The organism is Collinsella sp. LCP21S3_C7 (assembly GCF_052118485.1).
Taxonomy (GTDB): Bacteria; Actinomycetota; Coriobacteriia; order Coriobacteriales; family Coriobacteriaceae; genus Collinsella.
Genome location: NZ_JBQKHC010000027.1, coordinates 1 through 18,180, shown reverse-complemented (window position 1 = coordinate 18,180; position 18,180 = coordinate 1). Strand labels below are relative to the sequence as shown.

General features: G+C 58.3%; 16 protein-coding genes. 12 read left to right on the top strand and 4 right to left on the bottom strand.

From position 1 onward, the window contains the following. The first annotated feature begins 231 nt into the window (after positions 1-231). Entirely contained in the window at positions 232-414 is a 183-nt protein-coding gene (locus ACTQ1E_RS08320; protein ID WP_427729279.1) for a hypothetical protein, read from the top strand. On the opposite strand, the gene ACTQ1E_RS08315 is transcribed toward ACTQ1E_RS08320, so the two are convergent. The 3 genes from ACTQ1E_RS08315 to ACTQ1E_RS08305 all read right to left on the bottom strand — a co-directional run bounded on the left by ACTQ1E_RS08315 (position 411) and on the right by ACTQ1E_RS08305 (position 2,958). Then, a complete protein-coding gene (locus tag ACTQ1E_RS08315; RefSeq protein WP_441064199.1) occupies positions 411-1,772 on the bottom strand; it encodes an ATP-binding protein in 1,362 nt (453 codons plus the stop codon). The two genes, ACTQ1E_RS08320 and ACTQ1E_RS08315, sit on opposite strands and share 4 nt — an antisense overlap. A gap of 242 nt (positions 1,773-2,014) precedes the next feature. Beyond that, complete coding sequence (locus ACTQ1E_RS08310; protein ID WP_368138240.1) at positions 2,015-2,539, bottom strand: hypothetical protein; 525 nt, start codon at positions 2,537-2,539, stop codon at positions 2,015-2,017. Positions 2,540-2,541: 2 nt separating this feature from the next. Then, complete coding sequence (locus tag ACTQ1E_RS08305; protein ID WP_154518619.1) at positions 2,542-2,958, bottom strand: DUF3830 family protein; 417 nt, start codon at positions 2,956-2,958, stop codon at positions 2,542-2,544. 602 nt (positions 2,959-3,560) lie between these two features. Between ACTQ1E_RS08305 and arcC the strand changes: the two genes are divergently transcribed. Further along, a complete protein-coding gene (gene arcC / locus ACTQ1E_RS08300; protein ID WP_006235166.1) occupies positions 3,561-4,523 on the top strand; it encodes a carbamate kinase in 963 nt (320 codons plus the stop codon). Between the two features lie 436 nt (positions 4,524-4,959). Here arcC and ACTQ1E_RS08295 read toward each other — a convergent pair whose 3' ends face one another. Beyond that, positions 4,960-5,592, bottom strand: coding sequence for a C39 family peptidase (locus ACTQ1E_RS08295; protein ID WP_441537352.1), 633 nt, complete (start codon positions 5,590-5,592; stop codon positions 4,960-4,962). 723 nt (positions 5,593-6,315) lie between these two features. Here ACTQ1E_RS08295 and ACTQ1E_RS08290 point away from each other — a divergent pair. The 10 genes from ACTQ1E_RS08290 (at position 6,316) to ACTQ1E_RS08245 (ending at position 17,902) form a co-directional block, all read left to right on the top strand. Then, entirely contained in the window at positions 6,316-7,767 is a 1,452-nt protein-coding gene (locus ACTQ1E_RS08290) for an APC family permease (protein ID WP_441031882.1), read from the top strand. A 131-nt stretch (positions 7,768-7,898) separates the two neighbouring features. Continuing rightward, positions 7,899-9,176, top strand: coding sequence for a metal-dependent hydrolase family protein (locus tag ACTQ1E_RS08285; protein ID WP_154518625.1), 1,278 nt, complete (start codon positions 7,899-7,901; stop codon positions 9,174-9,176). Between the two features lie 117 nt (positions 9,177-9,293). Continuing rightward, positions 9,294-10,679: a sensor histidine kinase gene (locus tag ACTQ1E_RS08280; protein WP_427728891.1), complete on the top strand. Its 1,386-nt coding sequence runs from the start codon at positions 9,294-9,296 to the stop codon at positions 10,677-10,679. Between the two features lie 40 nt (positions 10,680-10,719). After that, positions 10,720-11,454, top strand: coding sequence for a LytR/AlgR family response regulator transcription factor (locus tag ACTQ1E_RS08275; protein WP_154518631.1), 735 nt, complete (start codon positions 10,720-10,722; stop codon positions 11,452-11,454). Between the two features lie 92 nt (positions 11,455-11,546). Continuing rightward, positions 11,547-12,491 carry a zinc dependent phospholipase C family protein gene (locus ACTQ1E_RS08270; protein WP_441565794.1) on the top strand — a complete coding sequence of 315 codons (945 nt, stop codon included), beginning with the start codon at positions 11,547-11,549 and terminating at the stop codon, positions 12,489-12,491. A gap of 102 nt (positions 12,492-12,593) precedes the next feature. After that, entirely contained in the window at positions 12,594-13,853 is a 1,260-nt protein-coding gene (locus ACTQ1E_RS08265) for an MFS transporter (protein ID WP_427728898.1), read from the top strand. Between the two features lie 170 nt (positions 13,854-14,023). After that, entirely contained in the window at positions 14,024-15,211 is a 1,188-nt protein-coding gene (locus ACTQ1E_RS08260; RefSeq protein ID WP_441565792.1) for a glycosyltransferase, read from the top strand. Continuing rightward, on the top strand, positions 15,208-16,551 hold the full coding sequence (locus tag ACTQ1E_RS08255; protein ID WP_441565790.1) for a histidine kinase: 1,344 nt from the start codon (positions 15,208-15,210) through the stop codon (positions 16,549-16,551). Before ACTQ1E_RS08260 ends, ACTQ1E_RS08255 begins: the two co-directional genes overlap by 4 nt. A 72-nt stretch (positions 16,552-16,623) precedes the next feature. Beyond that, positions 16,624-17,340, top strand: a complete 717-nt coding sequence (locus ACTQ1E_RS08250; RefSeq protein WP_154518646.1) for a LytR/AlgR family response regulator transcription factor — start codon at positions 16,624-16,626, stop codon at positions 17,338-17,340. 94 nt (positions 17,341-17,434) lie between these two features. Beyond that, positions 17,435-17,902: a YfcE family phosphodiesterase gene (locus tag ACTQ1E_RS08245; protein ID WP_427719507.1), complete on the top strand. Its 468-nt coding sequence runs from the start codon at positions 17,435-17,437 to the stop codon at positions 17,900-17,902. Positions 17,903-18,180 lie beyond the last annotated feature (278 nt).

The window sequence follows — 18,180 nt, the reverse complement described above, 5'->3', positions numbered from 1 at the left end:
CGAAGAGCCCGATCGCCGCCTTCCTGGCCTCGATGTCGTGCTTCACCCTCAAGTCGACACGCATAAAAAGCCTCCCATTTCTCATGTCCAAGAAATGGGAGGCAGTTCACACTACGTGCGGCGGGGGTTCTTTCGTCCTGCGAAATGTCCGCGAAGGTTAGCCCTCAGATCCCGCTACGACTACGTCCTCGGATTGTGGGGCTGAATGAAGGACGTGGCTGAGGGGGCCTTTTGCCCCTTTCGCTGTTTCGCGGCTTTGCCGCGAAAGTCGCGCTACTTTGGGGATGGATGGAGGATTTGGCTGTTGCCGCTTCTTATCCCTTTGCTTTTTCGCGGCTTTGCCGCGAAACGCGCAGCACCTTGGGAAATGCATTGATGCGTGGGCGGGGCTGGATTGCGGATTCAAATGGCTAGAGAGATATGGGTGCGAACGAGAAATCGTTATTGGGGTCATCCTTTTCCATAAACTCATCGAGACAAAACGTCATGTAGATTGGAACGTACAGAACCTTGCCCTCTTTGCTGAGATTCTCGTGGCTCAGTACAACGGCCTCGGGAATTTTGTACTCGCCTACACTCATCAGACGATCGAGGGCCGCATGCGCTCGAACTTTCTTGCCCGATTTGACCTCGATTGGGACAACATGCCCGTGGGCGCCTTCGATCACAAAGTCAACTTCACCGACCTCACGCGTTTGGTAGTACCATGCATCCGCCCCGAGGGCAACGAGTTCCTGCGCGACCACGTTCTCATAGAGACCACCAAGGTTGGGAGTTTTCATATCAAGATAGACAGCGCGTGCAGTGCTACCGGGGTATCGCGATGCGAGCATGCCTGTATCAGACTCGTATAGTTTGAAGGCTGTCGTTTTCTCCGTCCTCTTGAGAGGACTCCGTGGCTCCGTCACCCTGGCGACCATCAATCCAACACCTGCGTTAACAAGCCACAGGAAATCCTGCTCATATTTTTTAAGGCGAGCTCCCTCACCCAGAGACGAAACAACAAAGCGATGAGACTCCGCCTCAAGCTGAACGGGAATTTGCTCAAAAATCGACCGAACGTTAAACGCTCGAGTCGATGCATATTTTGAGATATCGCTTTTGTACTGATCGACCAACTGAGTTTGAAGCTCACGTGTGCTCACGAGCGAATAACCCGAATCAATATAATTCTGAACGACCTCCGGCATGCCGCCGCAAACGATATAAGCTCTATAGTTCTTGAGCATCGCCTCATGAATATAGTTTTCGACAGGATGTTTCTCGACAAGGCAGCTGCGAATGCCTGCAAGCACATTCTCGCTAACGCTGTTTGCCCAACAAAACTCTTCAAAATCCATCGGGCGCATAACAATGTGCTCTACATACCCCACCGGAAAAGAAGAGATCCCCTTAAACTCAGTCCCAAGCATAGACCCCGAGAAGACATAGCTAAAGCGCCCATCCTCGACCAACGCCTTCATGAGTGTAACGATCTGCGGATACTCCTGAATCTCATCGACAAAGACAAGCGTATCGCCCTCAACAAGCGGCGCATCCGCAAGAAGGGCTACGCGGTTGATAAAGTCAACGGAGTTCTTTGCGCCAACAAGTGCATTCCTTGCTTCGATATCGAGTAGTAAATTGACCTCAAAATACGAAGCGTAGTTGCTTTTTCCAAACGCGCGAATCGCATAGCTCTTGCCGATCTGACGCGCACCAGTAACAAGTAATGCCTTATTGGAGTTATTCTTCCAGCTCAAAAGCCTATCAGTGACCTTACGGCGTAGCATTAAACCCCCAAATGACAAAAATTGACAGATAGAATCGCCTAAAATCATACAAAAATTGGCAGATAATAACGTCGTAAATATACAAAAATTGGAAGATAGCAAAGGTCCGATAAGGTCTCAAAGCCACTGAAACAGCGCTCTACTTTGCGAAGGGGCTGGGGACGCTGTTGCGTGCGTCTCCAGCCCTCTGATTCTTACTTTGGGTCCCGTGGTGGGACTATGTTGGTGCTACCTGGCTGTTTTTACCTTGTCTCGCCGCTCTCTGTGCGTAGGCGGTAGCCGTGGACGAGGTCGCTAATAGCCGGCCAGGGAATCTGGCGGTCGACCCAAAATTGGAGCTGGACCAGATAGCGCTCAGTGGCACGGGTGAGGGCCGCGAACTGTTCGTGAGTCTCTACCTGGGCGTAGAGGTCGCGGCTGTGGGCGAGGATTGCCGTAGTGTCATCCATTTTGCCGGTGACGTCAAAGGCGCCCGAGAACCAGTCGCACAGGCGCGCGGCGCTGTTGTTGATCGTTGCGAGGTCGGCGGTGCCGTCGTTGGCGTTTTCGTTGGCCTGGGCTCGCAGGAGGGAGAGAGCGTCGGCGGCGTTCATACAGTAGCCGACGGTGAAGTTCCAGACGGCGAATTCGCGGCCGGTGTCGAGCTTGCGGCGGCGCATGTAGTCGATGTCACGGGGTTCTTCGAGCATCATTTGGTCAGCGAGGGCCTCAAGTGCAGTGGTGTACTCGGCAAGGTCGAGTGCGAGCAGGGTGTTGATATCCATCATCTTTAGGCCTCCGTTTCGATCTCGACGATTTCGTTTTTAATGTACATGCCCTGGTTGTCCCAGACATTGCGGCAGGCGGCGGCAAAGCGCTCGCGGTCGGCTTCGCAGATGCGGGCGAACATGTTGCAGGTGCCAAAGGGCTCGCACACGTCAAAGAAGATGCAAATTGACGACCAGCCGCCATACCAGCTCACGGCGCCCGCTGGCTCGTGAAAGACGGGGTTCTCGATGTGCTCGTAATTGGCGATGGGGCCCGATACGGGATAGGTTACCTCGGCATCGCAGATCTTGGCCGAAAAGATACGTGACTCGACCGGACAGGACGATTCGAACAGCTTGCACGCCTCGGGAGCCTTGTCCCAGAGCATGTCGGCGAGAAACGTCTCGCCATTCAGCGTGATCTTGAGCATTTTTGTCATAGTAAGGACCTCCTCAATCCGTCGCTCAAGGGGTTCGCTGGCGGATAAGGAGAAGACAGCAGCGGGGTCGCCGAACCCAAACTTCACGACAGATCTCTGTCGCCCCAGCCCGCGCTGTTCTTCGCTAAAGTACCATGCCGTAATTGCGCGCGCAATATCAGTTTTTGAATTTCTGGAAGCGGCAATCGACGAGACGGCTCGCCGGCTGCCGGCCGACGCGCGGTATGAACACTTGTCTATTCCTTAAGTTGGATGAAAAACGCCATGTTATTGCAGGGCTGCATACTCGTCTTATAAATGTATAGAATCTCGTATAGTGCGAGTAAGATATTGCGCTGTCTGTTTTGTGTTTAGCAAAGATATAGTTTGTATAATCTGGTCTAATCCCTGCTATATCAAAATAAAGTCGCACGTAAATAGCTTAGATATGCTTGAGCTGGGCATCTTTACGCTGAACGGGTAAAAACGACCGTTCACCGTTCAACTGTTTTCAAAATGAATAAAATGAGCGATAAAGAGAATATAAACCTTAATAAACTCGCGTATTGCACGGACGTGGGTTATTAATGGGATGTAGGCCTTTTACAGAAAGGATTTCAGCAATGTCTAAGCCTCTTGGCAAGCCCGATCGTATTGTCGTCGCCCTTGGCGGCAACGCCCTCGGCAACAACCCCGTCGAGCAGATCGAGGCCGTGAGCAACACCGCCCACGCACTCCTTGGTCTCATCGAGCAGGGTAACGAGATCATCATCACCCACGGCAACGGCCCGCAGGTCGGCATGATCCAGAATGCCTTCGCCGCCGCCCACGACGCCATCGGCACCCCCGAGATGCCGCTGCCCGAGTGCGGCGCCATGTCCCAGGGCTACATTGGTTATCACCTGCAGCAGGGCATCGGCCGCGAGATGCACAAGCGCTATAAGCGTTGGCACGCCGCCACCGTCGTCACCCAGATCGAGTGCGATCCCGACGATCCCGCGTTCAAGAACCCGACCAAGCCGATCGGCCCCTTCTACACCGAGGAGCAGGCCAAGGAGTTCATGGCCGAGGATCCCTCCAAGGTCTTCGTCGAGGATTCCGGCCGCGGCTGGCGCCGCGTCGTCGCCTCCCCCGATCCCAAGAAGATCGTCGAGGCCGACTCCATCCTCAACCTGCTCGACAACGAGTTCATCGTCATCGCCTGCGGTGGCGGCGGCATTCCCGTCGTCCGCGACTACGAGAACAAGGGTTGCTACAAGGGCGTTCCCGCCGTCATCGACAAGGACCTGGGCGGCGAGCTGCTGGCCGAGGACTGCGACGCCGACGTTCTGTTCCTGCTGACCGCCGTTGAGCATGTCGCCATCAACTTTGGCAAGCCCAACCAGGAGGAGCTCGAGGACCTCACCGCTGACGAGGCCGAGCGCCTGGCCGACGAGGGCCAGTTCGGTAAGGGTTCCATGGAGCCCAAGGTCCGTGCTGCCATCAAGTTCGCCCGTTCCCGCAAGGGCCGCACCTGCATTATCGGCGCCCTGGACAAGGCCGCCGAGACCATGGCCGGCCTCTCCGGTACCCGCATCCACGAGTAGTCTCTACTCTGTTGCCTCTCTTGTGGGTGCCAGGCAAAGCGCCCATAAACTAGCCTCTCTTCATGAGCCCCGCAGTCCGCTCCGACTGCGGGGCTTTTGTTTCAACCCGGCGCTTGGGGACGTTCCTTTCCTGCCGGCAGCTTGGGACAGTCCTTAAAGGCTGCGCCGCCAACTGCGGAAAGCGTATCCCAGAAAGAGCCTCTAAAATGGGGCACAGTTTCCCTAGACCCCTCAACCGGAAAATGCATCCCGGAATTTGGCCGAAAAGTGGCCCGCAGTTTCCCAAACAGGCCGTGCGCGGAAAGTATATCCCGCAATCGAGCTCCAAAGCGGGATGCACTTTCCGCGCACGGCAGTTTCTGGCTGTTGGGAATGGTCCTGTCCGGCCGCCCACAAGTGGCGTCCACAAGGGCTGTCCCCAACGACTACCCAATGACTAGTAGTAGGCCCACATGGCTTCGATTTCGTTGAGGACTTCTACGACGCCCCAACGGCGGGCGCTACGGCTGGGCGAATTGGGATCGTAGACACCGATGTGGCCGGCGTCGTCAATGCCGTAGAGGACGATGTAATGACCCACGTTGGTAAACGTGCCGGGACGCACGACGGCGATTACGGGAGCATCCGAGCGCAAGGCCTGGGCCATCGAGTCTCGGTCGTTGTAGAGCTGCGTCCCGTTAAGCCCCAGCTGCGCGGCGCCGCTCGTCATAAACGACCACTCGGTGGCACCGGTGGGGGCATAGTTGCCCGCCTCGGAAAGGGCGCACATATCGACCGGTGTCATATCGGTGCGCCCCGTTTTAAAGATGTAGATCATGGTGAGGCAGGTGGGTCCGCAGCCGTTTTGGCGGATGGTTCCACCGGCGTAGGGCAGCTCCGACCATGCGGGGTCGATCTGGTAGATATGCGGCATGGTGCCGGCACTCCACTGCGAACGTGGGGTCGAAAAAGCAAACGAGTAGCCGGGTGCGACTGGGGCTTTGAGGAGCTTTTCCTCGGCGGTGGGCTCTAGGCCGGCAGAGCCATGCGAGGCACACGACCCCAGATACACAAAGGCCAGACATGCCATGATGGAGCACAGGGCAAGACAGAGACGATGAATCTGCGGATTGGCGGCCCGGCCGCGTCCCAGCGGCCGTGGCTGCTTTGCGCCGCGTCCGCCGCGGGGCTTCGAAAAGAAACGGCTGATGTGGTTGTCAGACTTTCGCCGATCGATTTTCTGCCGCCGAGGCACTTCGGCCCGGCGTTGACGGGTGCCCGAGCGTGGGCGATCCGCTTGACGCGTGCTGGTATTCTGCGGCATAGACGACAAGGGGCGATCCTGCGGACGCTGCGGCCCGTCGTTGTCAGAAACACTCCTGGATGCTGGCGTGGTACGCCCGGCAAGGCGAACGTTTCGCTGTCGTTCGCCGCCGTTGTATTCGTATGCCATTTGCACCGCCTCGTCTCATGTATAACCCGTCCATCCTACAAAAAAGACGTGCAGCAAATGAGGACATACACCAAAACCTCGGTAAGCGGCATGGACGGGAGCGAGCCTGGCGTCATAAAGCGACGCCCTCCGCGAGCGATTGAGTCGCGTCATCAAAACGGACGCCCGCACCGAGTGGCGCCCCTCGCCGTTCGTCCCAAAAACGGCGCCGCTCGTTTTGCAGTTCTGCCTTCGGTCGAGCTACGAGTGGCGTTGCTGTGCCAAGGCCGTATCTTAAAGCCATGAAATAAAAAGTGCGCGGCAAAACAGGCCGTGCAAGGGGTGACGCCAAGGGGCGTCAGAAAGGAAAGGAGGGGAACAATGGCGGACAAGAACGCAGAAGTTGCAGTCGAGGATACCGGCGGCATGAAGAAAACGCTTTCGCTCTGGAACTTCTTCACCATCGGTTTCGGTGCCATCATCGGTACCGGTTGGGTTCTGCAGGTCGGCGACTGGATGGTCGTGGGCGGCGGTCCCGTTCCCGCTATGATCGCATTCCTCTTGGGTGCAATCTTCCTCGTGCCCGTCGGAGCTGTTTTCGGTGAGCTTACGGCTGCTATCCCCATCTCGGGCGGCATCGTCGAGTATGTCGATCGTAGCTTTGGCCGTACAATGAGCTACATTACCGGTTGGCTCCTGGCCCTGGGCAACGGCATCCTGTGCCCGTGGGAGGCCATTGCCATTTCGACTCTCGTGTCCGAGATGTTCGGTAGCCTGCCCGGTCTTGAGTGGCTGCGCGCCATCAAGCTCTACACCATCCTGGGCGCCGACGTTTACCTGTTCCCGACGCTGATCGCGCTCGGCTTTGCAGTCTACGTCATCTTCCTCAATTTCCGCGGTGCCAGCTCGGCCGCCAAGCTCCAAGCCTTCCTGACCAAGGCCCTGCTCTGCGGCATGCTACTCGCCATGGGCGTCTCGCTGTTCACCGGCTCGCCGAACAACGCCATGCCTGTGTTCTCCCAGGTCGCCGGTGCTGGCGGCGGTAAGGCCGCCACCGAGGGCACCAGCCTGTTCGCCGGTATCGTGTCGGTCCTGGTTCTGACCCCGTTCTTCTACGCCGGTTTCGACACCATTCCTCAGCAGGCTGAGGAAGCAGCCGAGGGCCTTAACTGGAACAAGTTCGGCAAGATCATCTCCCTGGCCCTGCTGGCCGCCGGCGGCTTCTACATGGTCTGCATTTACTCGTTCGGCACTATCCTTGACTGGCATGAGTTTGTTAAGAGCCCGGTTCCCGCGCTTGCCTGTCTTAAGGGCATCAACATGCTCCTGTACCTGGCCATGCTCGTCATCGCCACGCTTGGACCCATGGGCCCGATGAACTCCTTCTACGGCGCCACGAGCCGCATTATGCTCGCCATGGGCCGCAAGGGCCAGCTGCCCGAGAAGTTTGCGGAGGTCGATCCCAATTCCGGCGCTCCCAAGCTCGCCTGCGTCGTTCTGGCCATCATCACCGTCGTCGGTCCGTTCCTGGGCAAGAACATGCTCATCCCTCTGACCAATGTGTCGGCTCTCGCCTTCATCTTCTCTTGCGGCATGGTCGCTCTTGCCTGCCTGCGCATGCGCTTCACCGAGCCCGACCTACCTCGTCCCTACGAGGTGCCCGGCGGCAAGTTTGGCATCAGCCTCGCCATCGCTGCCTGCGCCATCATCATCGGCCTGCTCGTGATTCCGTTCTCTCCCGCCTCCCTCAACATGGTGGAGTGGAGCATCGTGATCGGCTGGTTGGCTATTGGCCTGGCTCTCATGGCTTTCACCAATTCCCGTAAAAAGTAACGCCGAGCCGGGGCGGATTGGGTGCGCGGTGCCCTCTCTCCCGCGTACCGAACCCGGCATCACTTGGGTAGCTTTGTGAGGCCTTAACCCAACACGGCCTCACCCACTATATGGATCCATAAGGAGGAACCATGTCCACTAAGTATGCAATCGTTGGCGGCAAGCTCATCGACGGTACCGGTGCCGAGCCGGTCGAGAACTCCCTCGTTCTCGTCGACGATAACGGCAAGATCGAGTACGCCGGTGTTATGCAGGACCTTCCCGAGGGCGTTGAGGTTATCGACGCCGCCGGCAAGACTGTCCTTCCCGGCCTGATCGACACCCACCTGCACTTCTCGGGCAACCTGACCGACGATGACACCGATTGGGTCATGCAGCCGCTCCTCGAGAAGCAGGCCGTCGCCGTCAAGCAGGCCTACGACTGCCTCACCCACGGCCTCACCACCGTCTGCGAGATCGGCCGCTTTGGTATCCAGATTCGCGACTGCATCGACAAGGGCGTTTTTAAGGGCCCGCGCGTTCTGGCCACCGGCCTCGGCTTCTGCCGTGTTGCCGGTCACGGTGACTCCCACCACTGCACCCAGGAGCTCAACAAGGAATCCCATCCCTGGGGCGACCAGGTCGACGGTCCTTGGGATCTGCGCAAGGCCGTCCGTCGTCGCCTGCGCGAGAACCCCGATGCCATCAAGATCTGGGCTACCGGTGGCGGCATCTGGCGCTGGGACTCCGGTCGCGACCAGCACTATTGCTCCGAGGAGATCCAGGCCGTGGTCGAAGAGGCCAAGATGGTCGGTATCCCCGTGTGGAGCCACTGCTACAACAACCACGCCGCCGCCTACGATTCCGTTCGCTTTGGCTGCGAGCAGCTGATTCACGGCTTCGATATCGATGAGCGCACCATGGACCTCATGGCCGAGCAGGGCACCTTCTTCACCCCGACGATCGCCTTCCTGCCCACCTGGTACGCCACCTATCCTCCCGTCTACGTCCCCGAGCTGCACGACAAGTACGAGGGTACCCTGGTCGAGAAGGAGCTGCAGCGCAACTATGACTGCCTGCGCGAGGCCAAGAAGCGCGGCGTCGTCATGACGATCGGCTCTGACTCCTTCTCCTTCGTCACCCCGTACGGCACCTGCTCCATCGAGGAGATGTACGAGTTCGTCGACAAGATCGGCTTCACCCCGGTCGAGACCATCACCTGCGCCACCCTCAACGGTGCCAAGATGTGCCACATCGAGGACGAGACCGGTTCCATCGAGGCCGGCAAGTGCGCCGACCTGCTGGTCGTCAACGGTGACGTCGCCGCCGACATCCACGTGCTCAACACCGACAACATGGACGTCATCATGAAGGACGGCTGGATTGTCGAGGCCGGCACCTTCGGCGAGCCAAACAAGTACAGCGCCTAAGCTACCGTTTGTCGATGGCTGGATGTAAAACACAGTTTTTGATTGCATAATGCAATGGAGAGGGTCGCTTGCGGCCCTCTTTATTGCTATCGGTACTACGGACAAGAGGGGATGACGGTGGATCTCAATAGGCTGATTCTGGGCAAGAGTTACAACTCTACCAAGGTCTTTCGTACGGCCCAGCATGTGGTTCAGGCCATCCTACTCGGTGTTGTCGTTCCGGCGCTTATCTTGCTGCTTATCTGGGATTTAACCGATAATCCCAATCCCGTTCCAGGCGTTGTCGTTATTGCCGGCCTGGTCATGCTGTGCTTCTTCTTCTCGTATGTCTTTGTGGTCCCCGATGACCTCACATCGAGCGCAACCGACCGCACGCTCGCCATCGCATCAAAAATATTTGCCTACACGTCGCGCGGCCTTACGCCCGAAGCGGCCCTGGGTGCCTCTAAAATTATCCTGTCCGAGACCATCGCTTCTGCCATCTGCTTTACTGACGGCAGGCAGGTGCTGGCAAGCTGGGGCGAGGACTCGGCAAAGTGCCCTGCCGGAACCCCGGTAGTGCTCAAGACCACGCTCAACGTGATTGAGACGGGCGAACAGAGCGTGTTTTCGCGTGATGCCTCCAATGAGACGGGCGGCTATTTTCCCCGTCTGCGTGCCGGTATTGTCGCGCCGCTTAGCGTGCGCGGTCATTGCGTGGGCACACTCGAGCTGTATTACCCACGCCTGAGCAGCATCGATATGCGACAGACGGCGCTTGCCTCGGGTTTCGCCGATCTCATTTCCACGCAGCTCGCCAGCTTTGAGCTCGAGCGCCAAGATGAGCTCACGGCCCGCGTTGAGCTCCGCGCTCTGCAGTCGCAGGTCGATCCGCATTTTCTATTCAATACCATTAGCACGATCGTTTCGCTCGTTCGAACCGAGCCCGACAAGGCGCGATCGCTGCTGATCGACTTTTCCAACTACTATCGTCAGACGCTTTCTGACTCCGATACGCTCACCACGCTCGAGCACGAGGTGGAACAGGGCACCCGTTATATCAATCTTATGCAGGCCCGCTATGGCGACGGCCGTCTGCGCGTTTCGGTCGACATCGACTTTGAGGTGCGCGACAGCCTGGTGCCGCCGTTTATCTTGCAGCCGCTGCTCGAAAACTGCATCAAGCATGCGCAGCGCGAGACCGAGCCGCTTTCCATTCGTGTTAGGGCTTTTGAGACCGATGACGGCTTGGAGATCATCGTCGAAGATGACGGCATCGGTATGAGCGAAGAAGTCTGCGCGCATCTGTTTGAGCAGCATCGCCGAGAGGAGCCCGAAAGCATTACCGCCGACGGCTCCGTCAAGCGAGGCTGCGGCCTGGCGCTCTTCAACGTGCTTCAGCGCATCCATTTCTTTTACGGAGAAGATTCTGGCATGCGCGTGAAGTCCCAGGAGGGCGTGGGAACGCAGGTCATCGTTGAGTTGAACGGCGAGCCGCATGAGCCGGCGCCGCTAACGGTGTAGCACGCGGTTGGATTGAGAGAAAAAAAGAGGGGAAGCGCATATGTCCGAAGGCTGGAATATCTTGGTGGTTGATGACGAGCCCCCAATTAGGGCTGAGCTACGTTATCTGTTGGAAAAGGATGCGCGTGTGGGCCAGATTGCCGAGGCGGGCAATGTCACCGAAGCCGTGGAATCGATTCTGTCGAACAAGCCCGACGTGCTGTTTTTAGACATTACCATGCCCGGTCGCTCGGGAATTGAGCTTGCCGAGACGCTTCAGAACCTAAAGACACCGCCGGTCGTGGTGTTTGTGACGGCATTTGCCGAGTATGCGGCCGATGCCTATAACCTCGATGCCGTCGATTACATCGTAAAGCCGGTCGAGGATGCTCGCCTGTCAAAGGCGCTCGATAAGATCGAGACCGCCCTGGGCGCTCGCCGTGTCGTCCATGCTCCGCGCCAGCCTTTGCGCCTGACGGTGGATCGTGGGGGTAAAAAGGTGTTCATTCCCGTGGCGGATGTCTGCTACTTTGAGGCGCGCGCCGATTTTTGCAACGCCGTCTGCGCCGAGGGAACATATCTGATCAATGAGTCGATTTCATCGCTCGAGCGGCGCCTGGCCTCCGAGGGCTTTATCCGTGTCCACCGCAGCTATCTGGTCAACTTGGAAGACGTGCACAATGTCGAGATCGGTTCTACGGGTCTTATGGAACTCAGGCTCGATCGCGTAACCTCGACGGTGCCCGTGTCCCGTCGTCGCGCTGCCGAGGTTAAGGCGCGCCTGGGGCTTGTGTAGACGGTCCGCATGCCATCGTTTGCCGACGCAGGTTTGGCATGGGCGCGCGGTGGGCATAATGGGTGACATCGAATGAAATCGAAAGGATCATTATGCCTGCGCTTATTACGCATCATCTGTTTGGCGAGGAAAGCATCGATCGTCTGCCGCAGGGCGTCATTACGTCCGACGAGGAACGCATTGCTTTTATCCTGGGCAACCAGGGTCCCGACCCGTTTTTCTTCCACATCCTGACGCCGCGCGTTTCCGACTGCACGCTGCTGGCGCAGGCCATGCATCGCTCGCGCATGTCGCGCCAGTTCTCGTGCCTGCGCGACGGCGTGTCCCATCTGCTCCCGCGCGATGCCAACTTGGGCCGCGCCTTTGCGCTGGGCCTGCTGTCGCACTACGTGCTCGACCGTAATGCCCACCCCTTTGTGTACGAGCAGCAGTTTGGCATTGTCGAGTCCGATCCCGAGCTGGGGGATTCGGGCAGCCAGGTCCATGCGGTGCTCGAAAGTGACCTGGACGTGTTGATGCTGCAGCTCAAGCGCGACGGGGCCACGGTCGAGGACTATCCGCCGGCGGGCGAGATCGTCACCACCGACCGCATCAATCGCGTGGCCGGCGTGCTGATGAGCTATGTTGCCGGGCGTGTGTACGGTATCGATATCCCAGCGGGGGAGTACGGTGCCGCCGTTGCCGACATGCAGCGACTTTACCGCGCGATTGAGCCGGCCGGCTCCGCAAAGACGCGCGCGATCTCGCTGGTTGAGGGCTTGGTGCACGACTACTCGCTGCTCGACGGCCTTGCCCATCGCGTGACGACGGAGCTGCCCGAGCGCACCGGCAATCTGGGCCATCTGACATGGAAGAATCCCTTTACCGATGAGGTCTCGAACGAGAGTTTCCCCGAGGTCTTTGACCGCGCGCTGGTCGATTACGAGTGCACGGTCACCCGCTTTATCGAGACCGGCGATATGGAGGCCGTGACCGGCCATATCAACTACAGCGGTCGCGTGCTTGAAGCCGATGAGGAGTTCGACCGCGAGGAATAGGGCCCGTGCGTGCCCCCTTTGCCGAATCCTTACCGGCGGTTCTGGACAATTGGGGTACGATGAACTAGCTGCATATCGGGCGAACACGAAGGGTCCCTGTCCATGAAATACACCAAGCTCGAGCGTAACTGGGTTATGTACGATGTGGGCAATTCGGCCCTCGTGTTGCTCAACACTTCGGTGGTGCCCATCTACTTTAACGCCATCAATACCGGTGCTTCCTCGGCCGACCTGGTGGTCGCTTGGGGTAGCGCGCAGACGATTGCCTCGCTGGTCATTGCCATGCTCATGCCCATTCTGGGCGCGCTTGCCGATTACGCCGGCAACAAGATCAAGTTTTTCTTGGGCTTCTTCCTCACGGGCTTGGTGCTTTGCCTGGCGCAGGCTATCCCAATGTCCGCCATGGCATTTTTGGCCGTGTACGTGCTGTGCACCATCGGCCTTAATTCTTCTATGACGTTCTATGACGCCATGCTGCCCGACATTACCACTGACGAGCGCATGGACGCCGTGTCCAGCTCGGGCTATGCCTGGGGCTACATCGGTTCCACCGTGCCGTTCATCATCTGCCTGGCGCTCATCATGGGTGGTCCCGCTCTTGGCGTCCCCACCATGCTGGCAACGCGTCTGTCGTTTGTCATCACTGGTGCCTGGTGGCTCATCTTTACCCTGCCGCTCATTCGCACCTATAAGCAAAAGTACGGTCGCGAGCGCGGTCCCGAGGACACCATCGGCCACATCGTGGGCGGCGTGTTCTCCGAGGTCGTACACACCATGCGCGAGATCGCCCACAACAAGACCGTGCTGGTCTACATGATCGCGTTCTTCTTCTACATCGACGGTGTGCACACGGTCATTTCCATGGCAACCAGCTACGGTTCGGCTCTGGGCATCGACTCGACCCAGCTGGTACTGGCCCTGCTCGTTACGCAGTTCGTGGCCTTTCCGTCCGCCATCATCTACGGCAAGCTCGCCGGACGCGTGGGCACGCTCAACATGATCCTGGTGGCGGTCGCCGCCTACATGGGCATTGTGCTGTTCGCCGCGTTTTTCCTCAAGACCGCCTTTGAATTCTGGGTGCTTGCCATTATGGTCGGCCTGTTCCAGGGTGGCGTGCAGGCACTCAGCCGTAGCTACTTTGGCCGCATCATCCCCAAGGAAAAGTCCAACGAGTACTATGGCTTCTTTGACATCTTTGGGCGCTATGCAAGCGTTATGGGCACCTTTCTGGTGTCGGTCGTCACCTCGCTGACCGGCAACCCGTCGCTGGGCGTTCTTTCCATTGCTGTGCTGCTGGTCGTTGGCTTTATGCTGCTGGCCCGCCTGTCTCGCATGACTCGAGCGGCAGAGCATGCCGCATAGGAGCGGGCGGCTATTGTGCCTGTCCGCGGTACTCTTTTGGGGTTATCCGCAATAAACATTGCGACTTGCGAGCAATGATTTGCCCAAGTGGGTATGATGGAATCAGCTAGGTCGCGGGGCGTCGCCTGTGTTTGGCGGCGCCTCGTTTTTGTGTTGCAGGGAGGGAAGGCATGAACGCCACAGTTGTGATTCCAACATATTGGGCGGGCGATGATGCCCATGCAAACGCTCCCGGTGTCTATGACCACTCGACGAAGCTCAACGCCACCAATCCCGAGCTCCATCGCTGTCTTGCTTCGCTCGAGCAGGTACGCGATATTCCGCGAATCATCCTTTTGGTGGTCTGTCCCATCTCGGCCACGGCGGATGTGTCGAAGCGCGTACGCGAAATTGTCGACGCGCACCCTACGCTCAAAGTTACCGTAGTCACCAATACCCAGGCATCGCGTATCGCCGACCGCGTAGCGCAGATTGCGCCCAAGGGTTCGGGAGAATGCGTGAGCCTGCGCGGCTATGGCGCCATCCGCAATATGGGACTTGCCTGTGCCGCCGTGCTAGGTCACGATGCCGTCATCTTTTTGGATGACGACGAGACTGTCATCGATGCCGACTTTATGAAACGCGCGACTTACGCGTTGGGGCAGCAGACGCGTCAGGGCCTTCCAATCTTGGTTAAGAGCGGCTACTTTTACGATCGAGACGGATCGCCGCTGGCCCCCACGGACAAGGTGGGCATCTGCCACCGTTGGTGGACCAAGCGTATTGAGTTCAATCGCTGGATGAAAAAGGCGCTCTCGGGCACCCGTATTTCGCGTTCAAACTATGTGTGCGGCGGCCTTATGGCCCTCCATGCCCGCGCCTTTACCCGCGTGGCATTTGACCCGTTTATCACTCGTGGCGAGGACCTGGACTACCTCTTTAATATGCGCATATTTGGCTACGACGTATGGTTTGATAACGAGTGGACCGTACGCCATCTACCGCCCGAGTCCGAGAAACGCTCGCCGCGCTTTATGCAGGACGTGTACCGTTGGTACTACGAACGTGCCAAGCTAACGTTTGCCGCGCATCAGAAAGAGCTCATTCCCGTTACAGCCGCGTCTCTCATGCCCTATCCGGGTCCGTGGATTTCGCGCGAGCTTGACGATCGCGTGCGTAAGACTGCCATGGTCCGCAGCATTTTTACCCGCGAGCACGAGGGATACCTACGCATTTGGCGCCACGGTATTGACGAGGCCAGGACCTACGCACGCCAAAACGCCGCAAGCTACCTGCGTTTCCAGAGCTTCTGGCCCAAGATTATGGATGGGCTCTGGCGTGACGCCCAGCTGACCAGCATCCTGGAGGGGACTGAATGATCGACCGCCGCGCCCAGCGCGATAGTTCAATGTCAATCTTTCGCATCATTGCCGTATCCTGCGCCATTTGTGTGCTGGTGTACTTTGTTTTTGCCCTGGCGACTGGAATCGATCCAATCGCGACCGTGGTCGCCTGTACGCTGCTATGCATCTTCCTGTGTATCTTTTTCTTTTTGACGCTCAATCCCGATTCGGTTCGCTCGCAGTACACCGAGGAGACGCTCTCGGTGGCCTCGGCCATGCTCGAGGACATTAAAGGCGGTCTGACGCAGGAGTCAGCACGTCTGGTGTGCCAGCGCATTTTGCCCGAGACACGCGCCATGACAGTTGCCGTTACCGACGAGAGCAACGTACTGGCCTGCGCGGGCGAGTTTGAGGAAAAGCTGCTGCCCAATTCTCCCATTCGTACGCTCGTCACGCGCTACGTCATCGAACACGGTATCGTCCAGTCGTTCAACCGTGTGGTGGACGTGGTGGGTTCGGATGGCTCACACAACCAGGTCCCCGCTGGCATCATCGCACCCATCAAGGTGGGCGACCGCACCGTCGGCACGCTCAAGTTCTATTACAAGACCCCGCGTGCCGTTGACCGTACCCAGTATGCGCTCGCCTCGGGTTTTGCCGAAATCCTGTCCACGCAGCTCGCCATTCACGAGCTCGAGGTGCAAAAGGAGCTCACGGCCCGTGCCGAGGTGCGTGCCCTGCAGGCGCAGATTAACCCGCACTTCCTGTTCAACACGCTCAACACCATCGCATCGTTTACGCGTACCGACCCGCTGCGCGCCCGCGAGCTGCTGCGCGAGTTCTCCTCGTTCTATCGCGCAACGCTCGACAATTCGGGCTCGCTCATTCCCGTGTCGCGCGAGGTCGCACAGACCAAGCGCTACCTGACGTTTGAGAAGGCGCGCTTTGGCGAGGATCGCGTGCTGGCGACCTTTGACGTGTCCGAGGACGTCGAGGACGCGCTGGTTCCGGCATTTGTGATCCAACCGATTGTCGAGAACGCCGTGCGTCACGGCATGGGTGATGCCAGTGCGCTGAAGATTGACGTGACGGTGCGCAGGGATGGTGACGATGCGATTTTGATTTCGGTGGCCGATGACGGTGTGGGCATGGACGAGGGCATCGCTGCCAGACTGTTTGACGAGCGCTCTGCCCGTCCCGACGCCAGCTCCCCGCAGGGTGGCGGCGCCGGCGTTGCCATGCACAATATTTCGGAGCGCATTCATCGCTTTTATGGGCCGCACTCCTATACGCGCGTCGAATCGGCGCCGGGTAAGGGCACTAAAGTGCTCCTACATCTCGATTTGTCGGAGAGCATCTTCGACATTCAAGAGTAGAATAATTGGTCACGGGCTTAACGCCAGTTGGCGTATGCCCGATGTAGTTTGTTGACGAAAGGTTTTATCCCCATGCTGCGTGCGATGATTGTGGATGATGAGGCCCCGGCCCGTTCGGAACTTCGCTTCTTGCTCGAGCAGACGGGCAAGATCGGCACGATCACAGAAGCGTCGAGCGTTCGCTCCGCCATCGAGATGCTTATGGAGAGTCGCGTTGATGTCGTATTCCTCGATATTTCGATGCCTGGCGCTTCGGGTCTGCAACTTGCCGAGGCGCTGCATAAGCTTAAGAATCCGCCGGCGATCGTGTTTGTGACCGCGTACAGCGATCATGCAGTTGAGGCGTTTGATGTGGATGCCGTCGACTATCTGATGAAGCCGGTAGAGGAAGCCCGCCTGGATCGTGCAATCGAGAAGGTCATGCAGCGCACGAAGCCCGTTGCGGACAGCAAGGTGACCATCGAGCGCATCCCGGTGGAGAAGGGCGGCCGCAAGGTGCTCATCCCCGTGGACGACATTCGCTTCATTATGGCCAAGGACGATTACTCCTGTATCTATACCGTCGATGACCGTTTTTTGTCGACGACCTCGCTGGCACAGTTCGAGGCCAAGCTCTGTGATTTTGGCTTCTTCCGCGTTCACCGCCGCTATATCGTTAACTTGGCGTGTGTTACCGACGTCGAGACGGTTCCCTCGGGCGCTATCCAGCTGGGCATTACGGGCGTCGACGAACGCGTACCGGTTTCGCGCCGTCGCGTCGTACCGCTCAAGAAGGCCCTGAGCCTCTAGCACACCGGCCCCGCAGCCCTGTAGACCAAAATCGTCTGCGGAGCCGCGGGGCTTTTTGTATGAACGCACCAAATCGTTTTGCGGAAGGGATCCCATGAACAGTGCAAGCGCCAAGCGTATCGACATCATCTCGGACACCCACGGTTATCTGTCGCCCGCGCTTTTAGATGAGTTGAGCGGCGCGGACCTGATTATCCATGCCGGCGATCTTACGTCGGAGATGGACTACGAACATCTGCGAACCATCGCCCCCGTGCGAGCGGTTCTGGGCAATAACGACTACTACCGTGATTACGGCCCCGAAGTGGACCGTCTGGCGCTCTTTAGCTACGAGGGCCTTAAGTTTGCCGTAGCCCACTACCGCGAGGACCTCCCTGTGGGATCCGTAGACGTAGCCATCAACGGTCACACTCACGTAACCAAAGAGGCCCAGGTGGGCCGCTGCTTGGTCCTCAACCCAGGCAGCGCCAGCTACCCCAGGGGCACCCGGGGCCCCACCATGGCCAGAATGCTCGTCAAAGACGGCAAGATTCTCAGCACCAAATTTATTGACCTAGAGTAAACGCAACAAAAACGGGGGATGCAGATTGCATCCCCCGTTTTTCTTTGAGCCAAAGGCCGAGCTTCAACAAGAACAATCAGACCAACCCCGCCGAGGAGCACGCGGGCTAGCCGCGCAGCGGCGCACGCCCGCAAAACTGGTTGAACATAGTGACGGCAGGGAGGGTCTCCGGGGCCGGCTGGCGCGGGTTAAGTTTGTCGCGAGTTCCGCACGCAAAGGAAAGCACTTAATGTGCTTTCCGTCTTGCGCAGGACTGTAGAGCAGCAAACTTAACCCGC